Source organism: Paenibacillus rhizoryzae (assembly GCF_059686995.1).
Genome location: NZ_JCAALT010000006.1, coordinates 133,239 through 149,827, shown reverse-complemented (window position 1 = coordinate 149,827; position 16,589 = coordinate 133,239). Strand labels below are relative to the sequence as shown.

The window sequence follows — 16,589 nt, the reverse complement described above, 5'->3', positions numbered from 1 at the left end:
AAACAATAAAATCCCTGAATAGATGGAGGTAGCTGCAGCATGCTGTATGAGTTGAAGAACATAGAGAGCCGTGCATTTACATCGGAAAATAAGACAGGGGCAGTTGGCGCTGGCGGACAATCGCAGAATGGCCGGAAGGGTTCGCCGTGTATCGAAGGCTTCCGCAAAGGTGAGACGATCGAACTGGTTAATTGCGATGGGCCGGGTATGATTCGGCATATATGGATCACGATTCCGCCGGGCAACGTCGACCATATGCGTAATGTCATTATTCGGATGTATTGGGATGGTCAGACGCATCCGAGCGTGGAAGCGCCGATCGGGGATTTCTTTGGTGTGGCACATGGCCGGCAGAAGGTGATGTTATCCGACTGCGTCACCATGCAGAGCGGGAAAGGGCTGAACTGCTGGATTCCGATGCCCTTCAAGAAGAAGGCGATCGTCACGATCGAGAACGATTCCGGCTCCGATGTTTCTCATTTGTTCTATCAATTCGATGTCACGCGCGGCGATGAGCTGGACGATTCGACCGGGTATTTTCATGCACAGTTTAGACGCAGTAATCCATGCCCGATGCACGAGGATTTCGTCATCGCGGATAATATTAAAGGACAGGGTGTCTACCTCGGAACGACTCTTGGCGTACGCAGCATTTATCGGGATTGCTGGTGGGGCGAAGGGGAAGTGAAGTTCTATATCGATGGCGATTCGGATTATCCGACCATCTGCGGAACAGGCGCCGAGGACTATATGGGCTCCGCTTGGGGACTCGATGAGGTGCTGACACCGTATCAAGGGGCACCGCTCGTTGATCATGACAACGGCCTTTATTCCATCTATCGTTTCCATGTCCGCGATCCAATCTATTTCCAAGACAGCTTGAAGGTGACGGTACAGCAAATCGGCTATGGCTCTAGCACCAAAGCGCAGGCGTATTTGGGAGATGCCTTTACGAAGTATCGGGCGGCGGGAAGCGAGCCGGATGCGGAGGATTGTTATTTTGAGCTGAGCGATGATTATTGCGCGGTTGCTTACTGGTATCAGTCGCTGCCTTCGCAGCCTTTTGCCAGCTTTCCGGATAGAGAGGATCGAATTAAAGATTTGCTTCATGGTGAAGCAGAAGGCCCGAAACGCAGTGACGTTTAATCCCAATAGAATCCGTACGCAGGGAGGATCTTTAGATGCGGCATAGTTCTTGGCTTGGTAATGAGTTAGGCTACCGGTGGTTTGAGAATGGACAGTGGCACACCTACGGATTGGATCAGTCCGATTCCGGCTCAGCGGAATGGAATGGTTCCACAGCGGATGGCGGTAGGGTTCACGTTAAGCTTGCACCCGATGAAGGTCGGTCGGGCGCCTACAGCTGCAGTCATGTGGAAGTGCGCCTAAATGCAGGCAGTGAAGGCTTGCTTGGTGGATTTCAACTCGTGATGCCCGTCGATTCGGAGCTTGCGCTTAGCTGGAAAACCCATCTTACGCCGCTTGAGGGGATGACGATTGGGGATATCGTTTTTCGCTCACCGGCTATTATTCTGGAGAACGAGTCGAGGATGTGCGCACTGATTCCGGATATCGCACATCTAGCGTCGAATCGGGTAATCCCACACATCATGGATTATGAGCTGTCCGCTCATGCGCTCTATTATGGGGTCTCCGATTATCGCGATACAGGCCATACTTACTATCAACTGGAGCCGAAGCCGCGTGCTGTACAAGCGCCGATTGTGCTTAGCTTCTATTTGGTGGAATGGATGAAATCGGAAGCGGGTGTGCCGCGGGATTATAGGCCGGTGGAGCATTTCCTTTGGGAACGTTTTGCATCCCCCGCCATGACTGCCGTGGAACCTGACAATGGAATCAGGGAGCTGGAGCGTTACGCCAAATACGCCTATGAATGGGCATTCGAACGGTGGGAGTCGGTCAGCTGGCAGCAATTTGAGCTGGACGGTCAGGAAGTCGGCGGCGTTGTGTTCATCGTTACAACGCGGCAGCAGCCAGGTTACGGCCAAGAAGATGTTTGGCGTGAGAAGAAGAGCATCTGGAATCAAGCCTGGTTCTGCAGTCTTCGCAGTGCATATGGCTACTGGATGTGGGGGAAGGCATGGGGCAAACAGGACTGGATGCAGAAGGCGGAGAAGTCGCTGGCCTTCGCGCTTGCTGCGCCGCAGACGAACGGATTGTTCCCGGCCTGTTATATGGCAGGGCCGGATAATCGCTGGGAGGATGGACGCTGGATTATGTCTCACTCCCGTGTTCCGAAGGGACAGCATGATTATGCGCATTTGCTCGATTGCTCGTGGACAAGCATCTGGCTGCTGAAGTGGTACAGGGATATCCATAAGGACGAACGCATCATGAACTATGTGGATCGTTATGTGCAGACACTGCTTAAGCTGCAGGAAGAGAATGGCAGCTTCCCGGCATGGGTTCATCCGCAGACCTTGGAAGGTTCAGCCTATCTTACGGTCAGCTCGGAAACGGCAGCGCATACTATGCTCCTCTGCAGCTTGTACCGGCTGCGGCCTGAACCGGCTTATCTGGAAGCGGCTGAACGGGCAGCAGCTTTCCTTGAGAAGCAGGTTATAGCGGAAGGACGCTGGGAAGATTTCGAGACCTATTGGTCATGCGCCAGCATGTGGGGGCAGAAGCAGCCGGGTGTTCGCGATGCAAGAAGCGGGTTGTACAGCCAATGTAATTTCGGCATGTACTGGACAGCGGAAGCGATGCGCGATCTGTATCTATTGACGGGCAGCGCACATTATCTGGAGCAAGGGCAGATTGTACTTGCTGAAGCATCGCTGTACCAGCAAATATGGCAGCCGCCTTTCCACACCGTTCCTACGGTTGGCGGCTTCGGCGTAATGAACTGCGACTCGGAGTGGAACGACGCCAGACAAAGCTTATTTGCCGGCATCTACATGGGCTACTACGAAACGACAGGCGATGAAGCCTATCGATACCGCGCCTACTGGGCGATGAAGGCATCGTTCTATATGATGTACTGCCCGGAGAATGCCGATGTGAAGGCAAAGTACGAGCAGGTCCATCCCCATATGAAGGAAAGCGATTACGGCTTTCACATGGAGAATGTCAATCATTCCGATGGTCTTGCGGTCGGTGAATTTACGATTTTCGATTGGGGCTGCGGTGCGGCGTCCACTGCGCTGTATGAGCTGAGCAAGAAGCAGCTGTAGCGCGAGAAACCGACCTACAATTCCTGATTTGCAGGAGCGTTAATAATTTGCTCCACCGGAATGTTAAACGTTGCAGCCAATAGAACAATGATGTCAAGTGGGGGTTTCCTTCTGTTCTTCTCGTAATGCGAGAGCGTAGATCTGGAAATCCCCAGCGTTCTGGCTAAGTCTTCTTGCTTCATTGCCCTGGATTCCCTTAGCTCTGCAATGGTATTACCAAGGTGTAACACCAACTTAATCCCTCCATTAGTGAAGCATCATTTGTTCTTTACTTGGATGATTCCTTGCACGTTGCTTGAAGCTTTGCCTGCGATTTGAATCGACAGATTCTCTTCCGTCGCGAGATCGGCAATAGGAGAGAAAGAGAGGAGTCCCTCTTTGCTGTAGGTTACGTTTTGTAACGTGAAAGGCTTATCATTACGCGTTGCTGTAATGTCGAAATCATGGAGCGAGAGCTCTCGGTCCGCATCCATTTGAAGGGTAAGCTGAATGGTGCCGGCTGGCAAATCCAGCATGGCGCTTTTAATCTGGACCGGTATGGGGCTCCAGCTGTAGACGGTATTGGATAGAATGATTGGTTTAGCAAATGTAATGGCGTAATTCACGGATGGCTGTGCAAGCGGAATTGTGATAATCCAGTGGAAACCGTCATTCTCCGAAGCAGGCTCTACGTTAACCGGCGCATTGTTTGCTTTTATGTTTTTTTGGAGCTGTTCTGCATTGGTTTTCGTGGTCGATGTCAATTCGAAAGTACCTATTTCCAGAAAAAAGCCCAGTTCGCCGTCGATATAATCTTTGCGCCACAACAGGCTGAGATCGACGGTTTTGGCCCGATCGAGCCCTTTGCCAAGTTTAACGAAATAGTCGTGCCCTTTGGTGGCATTGTCGATAACGCCATAGTAGGACTTGTTGTACCCGCCGTATAGCTGGGTATACCACTTGATTTTCTTATTCGGGATGGTGAAATTTGCTTCAAGATGCTTCAGACTGATCGGTCTAGAGAAGGTTACCGAAAATTGGCCGGGCTGGAGCTGTTCGTCCAGAGTTAGGATTATAGGGTTGGTATATGGGGCTGGCTTGTCTTTTGTTTGGGCATGGGCGGCTGTTCCAGCAGACAGCGCGAGGAACAGCGAAAGCAGGAGAACGATACCTTTTTTGAACATGTGCGATATCCTTTCCATCCGGGTAGTGGTGAATGGGCGGCTCAGCCTTTTTATGCTGCTGCTCCGAGCCACCCGGTCATAGCGGTTTAATCGTTATCGATTATGTTTACGAAGGAGAAGAAGATTGGGCCTACCGTTGCACCGCCGGTCGGATCCTTCAGATAGACGTTAAACGCTTCCAAAAACTCCTTCTTGGAATCGTCTACAATTGGCACCGAGAACGTTTTCTTCGTTTCGCCGTCGCCAAACACGAGAACGCCTGAAACATGATTGAAGTCTTCGCCTGCTTTGGCCGTCAAGCTGCAGTTGCAGTACTTCACCGATACTTCGCCGTCTTTACCGCCAATTCGATTCACGGTAATCGTAACTGTACCTTTGTTTTCCTTCACATCGTAAATAAAGTCAGACAGGGTTAGTTTCCCGGGCTTTTTCGGTTCGTCGCGCGGCTTTGCCGATGCTTGAAGCGGCATCGCCAGCAGGAAGACCATGCAGAAAGCGAGAAACAGGAAAGATAGCTTTTTGAACCTTTGAGTCGAACTAAGCATGAAACGACCTCCATTACCTAATTTTATGATACAATATGTAACAATAACTATTCTATGATACTGTATGTAACATGTCAATTCTATTTTTCTAGCAGTTGAATGAAGTAGATCGACCCGGGTCGGAGGCGAATAGAAGCCTCGAAGAACGTCGTTTCGAAGCGTTTGAGCGACTTCGTAAGCGGCATACCGGCTAATAGCACCTAGTAAGAATATTAGCTCAATTGTTCCATCTCTATTAAAAAAGCCGAGCGTGCAAAATCGCACTCTCAGCTTCACCCCGCTATATGCCTGCTACTTCTTCTGCTCACGGCGCTTCTTGATGGCCGCATAGTTCATATAAATACCGATAATCAGCAGCACAACGCCAAGCACCCAATTGACGAACAAAATATCAATAATGCCGTAACCGATAAAGAAAATGCTCACAACCTGCAGTAATCGCGGACTCATTTTCATAGGTGCCCCCATCATCGCTAGATTTCTTTTGCCCAAGTATAGCGTACAAGATGCGGAAATGCTAGACGTAGAAGGAGATTGCGCGGCTATCGCGAATAGGGTTGTATTGTAAATTCGCACAATGACAGGGAGGCAAGCAACGACATGAAAGCGACTAAATTAAGACCTTTTGTTCCGTCCGGCGCGGATTATGAGCTAGCGCAGCGATTCTTCAAGGCACTTGGCTTCGAATGCACGCTTTCCGTACAGGACATCAGCATCTTTCGCTTATCCGATCAGGAGTTTATTCTTCAAAATTACCATGACCAGTCGTTCCAGAACAATTACATGCTGGATCTGACCGTTGACGATTTGGACGCTTGGTGGACACATATCCAATCTATTATAGAGAGCGGACAATTCCCGACGATCCGCGCAAAAGAGCCAACGCTATTCCCATGGGGCCGTCGCGAACTCCATCTCATCGATCCGGCAGGTGTATGCTGGCATCTCGCGCAGGCTGATTAATTGCCAACCAACACAACTCAATAAGCAACAGCTGGGAGGAACATCACCATGAACGTACAACCAATCACACTGACCGGCGCCAAAGTAGAGCTGGTTCCGATGGCTGTCGAGCATATCGAAGGCATCTATGAAGCAGGCCGATATCCCGAGATATGGACACTTACGGCCAAAGGCATAGCTTCACTGGACGATGCGAAAGCTGATGTCGACAAGGCGCTGTCGCAACCGGCGGCACTGCCGTTTGTCATATTCGATCGGACAACGGGGCGTATCGTTGGCAGCACGAAGCTCTTCGATATCTCTATCGCGAACAAAGGGCTGGAGATCGGATCGACGTGGCTGACCCCTTCGGTATGGCGCACTTCAATTAATACGGAGTGTAAATATTTGCTGCTGAAGCATTGTTTCGAAACGCTGGGTACCATCCGCGTCCAACTCAAGACGGATTCGCGGAATACGCGCTCCCAGCAAGCGATTGAACGTCTAGGCGCTGTAAAAGAAGGCGTGCTTCGCAACCATATGATCTATCCGAACGGCTATGTAAGAGACTCCGTCTACTACAGCATTCTCGATCGAGAATGGCCGGTCATCAAAGAGCGGCTGCAGAGCCTGCTGAATCCGCAATAAGCAATGCAGCAACCAGCACAGCAACCTATAAAAGAAAGCTCCACAAAAAACAGTCCGACGAGCAGGGTTTCATCATGCTCCCGGGCTGTTTTTTGTTGAAGGAGTTGGGGAAGCACGCGTGGTATGTGAAATGCTCTAACGAATCGTACAGCGCTTATTTGCCCGAAAATAGCTTCATAAAAATTCTAACGAATCGTAGAGGCACTATTCGACGGGTTTTAGGTATTTTGGAGCTAGATTCTCCTCAATAAGACCTCCACGATTCGTTAGATTCTCGCTGCATCGAGAATCGGCAAAATAAGACCTCTACGATTCGTTAGAAATTCGCCGCATGCGTCGAACAAGTTGGGGGAGTGGGGGAGCGGAATGCAAGATAAGCGAGCTGACGGCACAAGCATGAAAAGAGCGTGAAAAAGCAGTTGCATGTGGGAGAGAGTAGCGCCGGGAGCAACACATCGACGCGAAAGCGGCGGAAATGGCGGACGAAAGAGCAACCTGAAATTTTGCGACCGAATGCAAAATTTGAGACCTTATATTGCCACTGTCCGGCGGCTTACAATAAGTCCAGAAGAATGAAAGCACTTACATCGTTGAACCCATTAACTCCCTGGAGGTCTGCCAGCATGAGCGCCAATCTGAGCTATGAGCTGTCTACGAGGCAGCAGCCGGCAAGCCGGAAGGACAAGGCCGTCAAAGTGATCCGCAAGATGATCGGCCAGAAGTATTTACAGGTAATGGCGCTGCTAGGCGTAGCCTGGATGATTATTTTCAACTACATTCCCATGTACAGCGTCATAATCGCCTTTAAGGAATACAACATCATTCATTCCGTTCACGATGCGCCTTGGGTTGGTTTCCAGCATTTCCGCGAATTTCTCGAGGATGAGGAGCTGCCAAACGTCATCTGGAACACCGTCGGGATGAGCCTGATTAAGCTCATCATCGCATTCCCGCTGCCGATCATCTTCGCCCTCTTCCTCAACGAGCTGCGCTCGCTGAAGCTGAAGAAGTTTGTACAGACGATCTCCTACCTGCCTCACTTTCTCTCGTGGGTCATTCTCGGAGGGATCCTGACAACATGGCTCGCCGATGTCGGCATCATCAACCATCTGTTAATGGCACTGGGCTTCATCGACGAACCGATCAGCTACTTGGCGGAGCCGAGCTACTTCTGGTCCATCGTCATCACATCGGATATTTGGAAGGAACTCGGTTGGTCGGCCATCATCTACTTGGCTGCAATCGCAGGCGTTTCGCCGGAAATGTATGAGGCTGCAACGATCGACGGCGCGGGACGTTTTCAGAAAATGTGGTTTGTGACGCTTCCGAGCATCAATGGTACGATCGCGATCTTGTTCATCCTAGCGGTCAGCGGCATTCTGAATTCGAACTTCGATCAAATTCTCGTCCTGCGCAATTCGCTCAATGAGAGCGCGAGCAACGTAATCGACGTGTATGTCTACCAAACCGGTCTCTTAAGCGGGCGTTACTCCTACTCGGCCGCAGTTGGATTGTTTAAATCGATTATCGCGCTGATTCTGCTGATTATGGCGAATCAAGTGTCGAAGAAGTTGAACGATACGTCGCTATTTTAATAAAAGATAAGGTGGTTGCGCCGACTGATGTATACATCCCTACTCCGAAGAAAAACCGCCGGCGAGGCACTATTCGATGTCGTGAATACGATCGGCATGCTAATTGTCTGCTTCGTGACGATCTATCCGATCTGGTACGTGCTCGTCAATGCCTTTAATGAAGGGCAGGACGCCATGCGCGGCGGCATTTACTGGTGGCCTCGTCTGGTCAGTCTCGATAACTTCCAAGCCGTGTTCAATAACCCCGGCATTATGCTGGCCATGGGCGTAACGGTTGCGAAGACGGTTATAGGTACTCCCGCCCATGTATTCTTTACGGCAATGGTCGCCTACGCCTTCTCCAGAAGAGAGTTGGTTGGGCGCAAAGCCTACATGCTGCTCGGCACGATCACGATGTTTTTCAATGGAGGTCTCATCCCGTTCTATCTGCTTATTCGCGACTTGCATATGCTCGATAATTTCCTGGTTTATATCATTCCGGCCATGTTCAACTTCTTTGATCTCATCATCTTCCTGGCCTTCTTCCGAGAAATTCCCGCAGGGCTTGAGGAAGCCGCGAGGATCGACGGAGCCAATGACTTCTCCATCTTCGTTCGCGTCGTCATTCCGGTATCCATGCCGGTGATCGCCACGATCGCTCTGTTCCACGGGGTGTATCAATGGAACGATTATTTTACCGGGATGATCTATATCAACAATATGGATTTGCAGCCGATTCAGACGTACTTGTACCGGGTTATCGCGCAGTCGAGCTCGAACATCATGATGGCGGCGATGCCGGGCGGCATTACGAAGAGCGTGACCTCGCAGTCGATTAAGCTCGCGACGATGGTGGTCACAACGCTGCCAATCGTGCTGGTGTATCCGTTCCTGCAGAAATATTTTGTCAAAGGCATGATGATCGGTTCGATCAAGGGTTAGGTTATTCGTCCTAGCAGGCTGGATTCCGGGTCGGCAAAGACATTATAATAAGCGAAGCAAAGGGGTAGAACACATGAGAAAAGGTAAGGTTCAGCGCTTAATTGCTTTAACGACAGTGTTTGCGCTTGTCTTCACGCTGGCGGCTTGCTCCAGCGGCAACAACAACGATAAGAACAATGAAGCGGCAGCGGGCAATAACAAAAGCACGAATACTGCGGACAACACAGCGGCGGCAGACAACACCAAAGCGGAGAACAAACCCGCCGTTTCCGCGGATGAGCCGGGCTGGAAAGCGGACACGTCACCGATTACGTTCGATTGGTATCTGAACTTCTCCTGGTTCCCGAATAAATGGGGCGTAGACGCGACTTCCCAATACATCACGAAGAAAACCGGCGTAAACATCAACTTCATCGTACCGGCGGGCAATGAGAACGAGAAACTGAACACGATGATCGCTTCAGGCTCGCTTCCGGATTTCATCACGCTTGGCTGGTATGAGGACGGCGTGAAGAAGATGATCGAAGGCGGCTTGGTAGAACCGCTGAACAAGCTGGCAGATCAGTATGACCCTTACTTCATCAAGGTTGCTGACCCTGCGAAAACATCGTGGTATACCCAAGAAGACGGCAATGTGTACGGATATCCGAACGCATCGTCCTCGCCGAAGGATTTCGAGAAGTATGCACGCGACTACACGTCGAACCAAACATTCGTCGTACGCAAAGATATGTATGAAGCGCTTGGCAAACCAGACATGCGCACCAAGGAAGGTTTCCTGAACGCGCTTAAAGCAGCGAAGGAGAAATTCCCGGAAGTAAACGGACAGCCGCTTATTCCGCTTGGCCTGCATGAGTTTGGCGAGACCGGCAACAGCTCGCTGGAAGGTTACCTGCAGAACTTCCTTGCTGTTCCTTATGAGAAAGACGGCAAGCTGTACGACCGCGTAACCGATCCGGAATATGTAAGCTGGCTCAAAACCTTCCGCAAAGCCAATGAAATGGATTTGCTGGCGAAAGATATCTTCATCGACAAACGTCCGCAAATGGAAGAAAAAATCGCGCAAGGCCGTTACTTCGCGATGCTGTACCAACGCAGTGATTTTGCCGCACAACAGAATGCCCTGTATGCCAAAGATCCAAATTCCGTCTACATTGCAATCGATGGTCCTGGCAATAATGCCGGCGACCAACCGACACTTGCAGGCCCTGGCATCTCCGGCTGGACCGTAACGCTTATTTCCAAGAACGTGAAAGACAAAGCGAGAGCAATCCGTTTCCTTAGCTACCTCATAAGTGAAGAAGGCAACAAAGACTTGTTCATGGGCGAGCCGGGCGTTACGTATGACACAGCTGACGGCAAAGACGTATTCAAGCCGGAAGTCCTTGACCTGCTGAACAAAGACCGCTCTTCCTTCGATAAGAAGTATGGCGCGTCGTACACCTTCTGGATGCTGATGGATACCAATATGAACCTGAAGTGGGCGCCGCCAAGCGTGGAACCGTCCAAACAAATGGAAGATTGGACCAAAGGCAAAACGCAAAGCTTCTCGCAATACGATCAAATCAACCCGACGGGCAACTCCGAAGAAGGGATTGCGAATACGAAGATCGCGCAAACATGGGGCAAAACGCTTCCGAAGCTGCTGCTTAGCAAGTCCGACGAGGACTTCGACAAAACATTCGCGGAGTTCGTAGAGAAACGTAAGGACGCAGGCTTCGACAAAGTGCAGGCGTTCCAACAGAAGAAATATGAAGAGAACGTAGCGAAGCTGAAAGAATTCCTGAAATAAAATTAACATTCGGAATCGGGTAACAATCGAACAGCCGGCGGTGTAAGCCTCGGCCAAGAAGAGTGGTGAAGTCTGCCGCCCTTCTTGGCCGGGGCTGACTGCCCGGCTGTTCATGCTCGTTTTCTGCGTTATACTGGAGACTAGGCATTCATCCCACACTATGGACGTGATTTCATTTGCTAAACAGACCTCGCATGATCAGCCGTGAAACGATTATTTATAAGCTGGAACAGCTGTCCTTGCAGAAGCGACTGTTTATTTCGTACATACTCATCCTGCTGCTGCCTAGTATCCTGATTTCGCTCTATATTTTCAAAGAACTGAACGACAATTATATGAAAGACATTATTAAGAAGTACGAGAATACGCTGGAGATCGAGCGGGTCAACATGAATAACAACATCGAGACGATGGAGCGGGCTGCACAGCTGTCGGTCTCGGATAAAGAAGTGCTCTATTATTTGGAGCGGACCAGTGAGCCCAACGCTACTGAACTGATTGAGTTTGATACAACGGTGGTCTCGAATATTTTGCGCTTACAGTTCAACAATCCAAATATCGAGCATATTCGGCTGTTCTCCAACAATAAACGGATTAATGAAATATGGCCTGTTATCATGCTGGAGCGCCGTATTCAAGGAGATCCTTGGTATGCGAAGGTGAACCGCTTAGACGGACAGGAATTATGGTACTTTGACCGGATGGACCGAGAGCCGATCCGCTCACTTGTTCCCGACGCGAAGGAATCCAGGCCGAAGCTCTCGCTGCTGCGCGAGATTGAATATCCGGCAGGGCGCCATGTCGGCATTATGCAGGTGGATATGCTGCTGACGAATTTCTTTCAGGGTGTATTTCATGGAACGGATTCAGGCCAGTCGGAGATGTTCGTTATTGATGGCGAAGGCAAAATGTTCCGCAATGACGCCAGCCCGTTTCTGGCGAGCACGGGGCTTACGGAGACAGATGTGCGTAGTGCGCTGAATCAGCATGTTTCACATGGCACCGGTCATTTCCTGTTTAACCACAACAAAACCCCGTTTCTGGGCAACTACATGTATATCGACAAGCTGAATGCCTATGTGGTGAATGTCGTATCGCTGAAGAATGTGTTTGCCGACATTAATAAGACCCGTAACAAACTCATCATGGTGAATGTGAGTCTGCTGGCGATTCTGTCTATTTCGACTTACTTCCTGAATGCGCTTATTCTGAAGAAATTGCATACGCTCGCTCATTTCATGAAGCGGGTGCGCCAGGGGGATTTCAACTTTGATTTCACGATCCGCGGCGGCGGCGAAGTCGGAGAGTTGGCGCATCATTTTCGCAAAATGTTAAAGAAAATCAATTCGCTCATCGCCGAAGCCGTCACAAAACAGGCCGCTTCCAAGGAAGCGGAGCTGCGGACGCTCAAGAATCAGATCGATGCCCATTTCCTCTACAACACGCTTGAGAATATTAAGATGCTGGCGGAAATCGAGAATCAGCCCGTCATCTCGGATGCGCTTACTTCGCTTGGCGGCATGATGCGCTACAACTTGAAGTGGACGAGTGAGTACGTGCGGCTCAAGGATGAGCTTGGACATATTACCAACTATATCGCCATTATGAACGTTCGGTTTGATCATACGGTCAGCTTGCAAATCAACATTCCGCCGGATTACTTGGATCAGGAGCTGCTGAAGATGTCGCTGCAGCCGATCGTGGAGAACTCCGTCAAGCACGGCATGAAGTTTAAACCATCGGAAGCGCGAAACGTTGTTATTTCGATTAAGGCGGAGGTCGTCGACTCCACCATCGTCATCGAGATTGAGGATAACGGGATTGGCATGACAGCAGAGATGGCGGAGGAGCTGAACCGGAAAATCAACCTTGAAGATGTAGGCGGGCCTACAGATAAGCGGGATGTATATGCACAGCAAGAGAAGCAAACGGAAGGCAGCGGGATCGGTTTGCGCAATGTGCATCAGCGTATTCAATTATTCTATGGCACGGAATACGGCTTGTTAGTCGAAAGCAGAGAGGGTGCCTACACGCGCGTCATTATGCGTGTACCCTATTTCATATTAAGCGGAGGGGTGACCTGAGATGCGTACACTGCTGATTGTGGACGATGAACGTAATATCAGGCTCGGGCTGAAGGCGATCATTGAGCGAGGATATCCCGGACGATATGAGATGTTATTTGCCGCTGATGGGGAAGAAGCGCTCGGGTTAATTCAAGGTGGCCAAGTGGAGATCGTCATCACGGATATTCGTATGCCGGGGATGGATGGTCTGGCATTAATTCGCGAATTGGCGCAGCTTCCGCAGAAACCGGTCGTCATGATTCTCAGCGGCCATGATGATTTCCACTATGCGAAGGAAGCGATGCTCTACGATGTGCGGGAGTATTTGCTGAAGCCGATTGTACGGGATGAGCTGTTCACGGCGCTAGAGCGGGTGGAACGGGAGCTGGAGCGGCAAGCGGCGCTATCCGAGCGGCTGGGGGAAGTGCATCATTATCGGGATGAGCTGCTGGCGAGCCAGTTGAACTATATCTTCCTGCATCCGGATTTGAAGGTACAAGAAATCGCGGAACGATGTGCAAAAGCAGGCTGGGATGCGCTTGTTGAAGCTCGGGATGCCTCGGAGGCGGGGGCTGGAGCAGGTGCGAGTAATGGACCGGGGCCGGGGCAGGCTCAGGTTCAGGCGCGCGGTTATGTGATCGCCCTGCTAAAGCTTCGCGGCGGCTTGTCCTCCGGGAAAGCGGGCCAGCTTGAGGCGATGCTGGCGACTCGGCCTAGCGGAGTTCGGTTTTATTTTAAAGATAAGGATGAGCGGCTGGTCGTCATTTGCGAGGAGACCGAGGGACCAAGCAGCCTGCTGGCATTCATGAAGGAGCATCATGTTTCGGGGCAAATCGGAGTCAGCGAGCGGTTGAATGGTGCAGGCGGCGTCAAACAAGCATACGAGGAAGCTCTCGAGGCTCTGCGATATGGCTTCTTGCAGGCGGTAACGGCGGAGCCGGTGCTGCTGCATTACGACCGTAAGAGAGCGCGACATCAGGAGAGCCATTTGCCGCTTGAAGACATTCGGCGTCTGGCGAATATGCTCGGTACCGAGCGGGATAAGGAAATGAAGCAGATTCTTACGGAGCTTCTGGATCCGAAGAAGCTGGCTGGCTTCGATATCGCGTCGATCGAGGAAATCAGCAAACAGCTGAACGAGCTTGTGTTTGACCGCGTCTTCAATCAGTACGGCGAGGAATCGGTGGAAATTCTGCGGATCTACAAAAAGGTCGGCTGTATGTATAACTTCGAGACGATTCATGATTATTTTCACAGCGTGGAGGATCTGCTGCTGCGGTTGAACGATTACGTGAAAGGGCTCCGCCTTGTGCATGTCGAGCATAAGGAGATGAAGAAAGCGGTCAGCTACATTCACGATCATTACCATCGGGACCTGAATATGGCGACGGTATCGAACCATGTTTCGCTGAACTACTCGTATTTCAGCCAGGCGTTCAAGGAGTTTACCGGCGAGAGCTTCGTCGTCTACTTGAAGCGGGTGCGCATTCAGAAAGCCAAGTCGCTGCTGGAGGAAACAGACCACAAAATCTACGAGATCAGCGAGCAGGTCGGCTTCGAGAATTCGAAGCAGTTCAATCGCGTTTTCCGCGAGATGGAAGGCATCTCGGCGATGGAATATCGGACGAAACACGCGGTGCAGCATCGTGTGTGAGAGGGAGGGCAGCCGCTAGCGGGCTGCCTTTTTTTCGGTGTGGGTGATGAGGTAGCTATCGCCGGAACGGCGGCGGAATGTGCCATCGGTTTCTTCTCCAATGTTGCCTAATATGCAACATATCTTCCTTCTCAAGTGCTAAACCGCGCATATGTTGCTCAAAAGACAACATTTGCTCAGAATACGAGCCCGCAAGGATCATATCGGGTCCCAATGTTGCATAATGCGCAACATATCCAGCTTTCCAGCCGCAATACGCCAATTTTGTTGCACGAAATGCAACATCCCCACGTTTGACGAGCCCCGAAGGGCCTTATCAGCCTCTAATTCAATACTTCGCAGGTGCATCTACTCCGCTCCATTTTATAGATGAAAAAAAGGGAAATGATAGGTTAATAGTGTGCTATAATCCGGGTAAAAGTGGTTTGCTGTATACGTGCATGGAACCCCACTCGAGCAGGAGGCTGGCATGGAAACCAATCAAGCTAAGAAGCATGAAGAGCACATAGCAAGGGCGAATCAAGCCACGGAGGAAGGAAGCTCGCGGATTTCGGAGGATCGCTTCCGACTTCGCTATCATTTGATGCCGAGAACCGGCTGGATGAACGATCCGAATGGACTTGTATACTTCAAGGGCAGCTATCATGCCTTCTATCAGTATTATCCGTACGAGCCGAGTTGGGGACCGATGCACTGGGGGCATGCCAAGAGCGAAGACCTCGTCAATTGGACCCATCTTCCGGTCGCACTGGCACCTTCAGAAGCCTATGATCAGGGCGAAACCGGCGGCTACGGCTGTTTTTCTGGAAGCGCTGTCGTCGTTGGCGATACGCTTGCTCTGCTGTACACCGGACATGTTTCCGGCAAATCTCCGGTTGAGGTACAGTGTTTGGCTGTCAGTTCGGACGACGGCAATACGTTCGCGAAAAGCGAAGCGAATCCGGTCATTCCGGGGCCGCCGGAAGAAGGATTATTCGGCTTCCGCGATCCGAAGGTCTGGAAGCATGAAGATACGTGGTACATGGTAATTGGAAGCGGTCAACAAGGCCGGGGCAATGTGCGGCTGTATGCTTCTTCGGATTTGCACGAGTGGCGCTACATAAGTATTGCCGCTGACAGCGATGGCTCGCAGGGGGATATGTGGGAATGCCCGGATCTGTTCCCGCTTGGCGGCGGAGAGAACCATGTGCTGATTGTCTCCCCGATGAACATGGGGGCAACGAAGACGATGTATTTGTCCGGCGCTTTCGATTACGAGAACGGCAGGCTCACGACAACTCGTGCCGAAAGACTTGATTACGGCTTCGATTTCTATGCGCCTCAGACGCTTGGGGATGATCAAGGCCGACGCATTCTATTCGGATGGATGAATATGTGGGGTGCAACGATGCCCGAACAGCAGGATGGATGGGCAGGCGCGATGACGATTCCGCGTGAGCTGATCCTGCAGCCGGACGGCAGTGTCCGCATGCTTCCCGTGCCGGAGCTGGAGAAGCTTCGGGGAGAGCGATATGATGCGGAATCGCAGGTAATCGAAGCAGATACGGAAGTAGCTCTGCCGGGCATCGCATCGGATGCGGTGGAAATCATCGCCCTGTTTGGCGGCGATGCGGCCGAATACGGCCTGCGGCTGCGCTGCTCGGCGGACGGCAGCGAATACACCGAAATCGGGTACCGCGCCGCGGACCGCATGCTCTATGTGAACCGCGAACATGCCGGTCTGGGCGATGGCGGAATCAGTGAAGTTCAGCTTGCGCCTCAGGATGGCGGGCTGCTGAAGCTACATCTGTTCCTCGATCGTTCATCGCTTGAGCTGTTTGCCAATGATGGCGAGAAAACAATGACGAACCGCATCTATCCGCAGCCGGATAGTTTGGGGGCCTGTCTGTTCAGTCGCGGGGGGAGTTCGGTTCTTCGCTCATTGGAGTCCTATGTTTTACAGCGGATTTACTGAGGGTGAAAATCAGCATGGCGTTAACCTCTATAGTGAAGATTGCCATCAAGAAATCGAATCGGGCGTTTATCAATTATAGAGAGTAGATTAAAAGGCTAACAGACCAATCCACCCC

At 51.2% G+C, this 16,589-nt stretch carries 14 protein-coding genes; 10 read left to right on the top strand and 4 right to left on the bottom strand.

The features are described from left to right. Positions 1 to 39: 39 nt before the first annotated feature. A complete protein-coding gene (locus AC6ESO_RS18800) occupies positions 40 to 1,146 on the top strand; it encodes a glycoside hydrolase family 172 protein (protein WP_497092691.1) in 1,107 nt (368 codons plus the stop codon). 35 nt (positions 1,147 to 1,181) lie between these two features. Further along, positions 1,182 to 3,194, top strand: a complete 2,013-nt coding sequence (locus AC6ESO_RS18795) for a hypothetical protein (protein WP_497092690.1) — start codon at positions 1,182 to 1,184, stop codon at positions 3,192 to 3,194. Between the two features lie 14 nt (positions 3,195 to 3,208). Here AC6ESO_RS18795 and AC6ESO_RS18790 read toward each other — a convergent pair whose 3' ends face one another. The 4 genes from AC6ESO_RS18790 to AC6ESO_RS18775 form a co-directional block, all read right to left on the bottom strand. Next, the gene (locus AC6ESO_RS18790) at positions 3,209 to 3,376 is read right to left on the bottom strand and encodes a helix-turn-helix transcriptional regulator (protein ID WP_497092689.1); all 168 of its coding nucleotides are present in this window, start codon (positions 3,374 to 3,376) and stop codon (positions 3,209 to 3,211) included. 75 nt (positions 3,377 to 3,451) lie between these two features. Next, positions 3,452 to 4,357 (bottom strand): hypothetical protein, encoded by a 906-nt coding sequence (locus AC6ESO_RS18785; RefSeq protein ID WP_497092688.1) that lies wholly within the window; start codon positions 4,355 to 4,357, stop codon positions 3,452 to 3,454. 86 nt (positions 4,358 to 4,443) lie between these two features. Further along, positions 4,444 to 4,902 (bottom strand): Calx-beta domain-containing protein, encoded by a 459-nt coding sequence (locus AC6ESO_RS18780; RefSeq protein WP_497092687.1) that lies wholly within the window; start codon positions 4,900 to 4,902, stop codon positions 4,444 to 4,446. 291 nt (positions 4,903 to 5,193) lie between these two features. Beyond that, complete coding sequence (locus AC6ESO_RS18775) at positions 5,194 to 5,352, bottom strand: hypothetical protein (RefSeq protein WP_497092686.1); 159 nt, start codon at positions 5,350 to 5,352, stop codon at positions 5,194 to 5,196. A gap of 150 nt (positions 5,353 to 5,502) precedes the next feature. Between AC6ESO_RS18775 and AC6ESO_RS18770 the strand changes: the two genes are divergently transcribed. From AC6ESO_RS18770 to AC6ESO_RS18735, 8 genes are all read left to right on the top strand, one after another. Then, a complete protein-coding gene (locus AC6ESO_RS18770; protein ID WP_494820821.1) occupies positions 5,503 to 5,865 on the top strand; it encodes a VOC family protein in 363 nt (120 codons plus the stop codon). Between the two features lie 48 nt (positions 5,866 to 5,913). Next, on the top strand, positions 5,914 to 6,492 hold the full coding sequence (locus AC6ESO_RS18765) for a GNAT family N-acetyltransferase (protein ID WP_497092685.1): 579 nt from the start codon (positions 5,914 to 5,916) through the stop codon (positions 6,490 to 6,492). Between the two features lie 623 nt (positions 6,493 to 7,115). After that, positions 7,116 to 8,087, top strand: a complete 972-nt coding sequence (locus tag AC6ESO_RS18760; protein ID WP_497092684.1) for an ABC transporter permease — start codon at positions 7,116 to 7,118, stop codon at positions 8,085 to 8,087. A gap of 27 nt (positions 8,088 to 8,114) precedes the next feature. Beyond that, positions 8,115 to 9,008, top strand: coding sequence for an ABC transporter permease subunit (locus AC6ESO_RS18755; RefSeq protein ID WP_494820818.1), 894 nt, complete (start codon positions 8,115 to 8,117; stop codon positions 9,006 to 9,008). 73 nt (positions 9,009 to 9,081) lie between these two features. Beyond that, positions 9,082 to 10,800: a type 2 periplasmic-binding domain-containing protein gene (locus AC6ESO_RS18750; protein WP_497092683.1), complete on the top strand. Its 1,719-nt coding sequence runs from the start codon at positions 9,082 to 9,084 to the stop codon at positions 10,798 to 10,800. A gap of 176 nt (positions 10,801 to 10,976) precedes the next feature. Beyond that, complete coding sequence (locus tag AC6ESO_RS18745) at positions 10,977 to 12,884, top strand: cache domain-containing sensor histidine kinase (RefSeq protein ID WP_497092682.1); 1,908 nt, start codon at positions 10,977 to 10,979, stop codon at positions 12,882 to 12,884. Position 12,885: 1 nt separating this feature from the next. After that, complete coding sequence (locus tag AC6ESO_RS18740) at positions 12,886 to 14,520, top strand: response regulator (protein ID WP_497092681.1); 1,635 nt, start codon at positions 12,886 to 12,888, stop codon at positions 14,518 to 14,520. A 469-nt stretch (positions 14,521 to 14,989) separates the two neighbouring features. Further along, the gene (locus tag AC6ESO_RS18735; protein WP_497092680.1) at positions 14,990 to 16,474 is read left to right on the top strand and encodes a glycoside hydrolase family 32 protein; all 1,485 of its coding nucleotides are present in this window, start codon (positions 14,990 to 14,992) and stop codon (positions 16,472 to 16,474) included. Positions 16,475 to 16,589 lie beyond the last annotated feature (115 nt).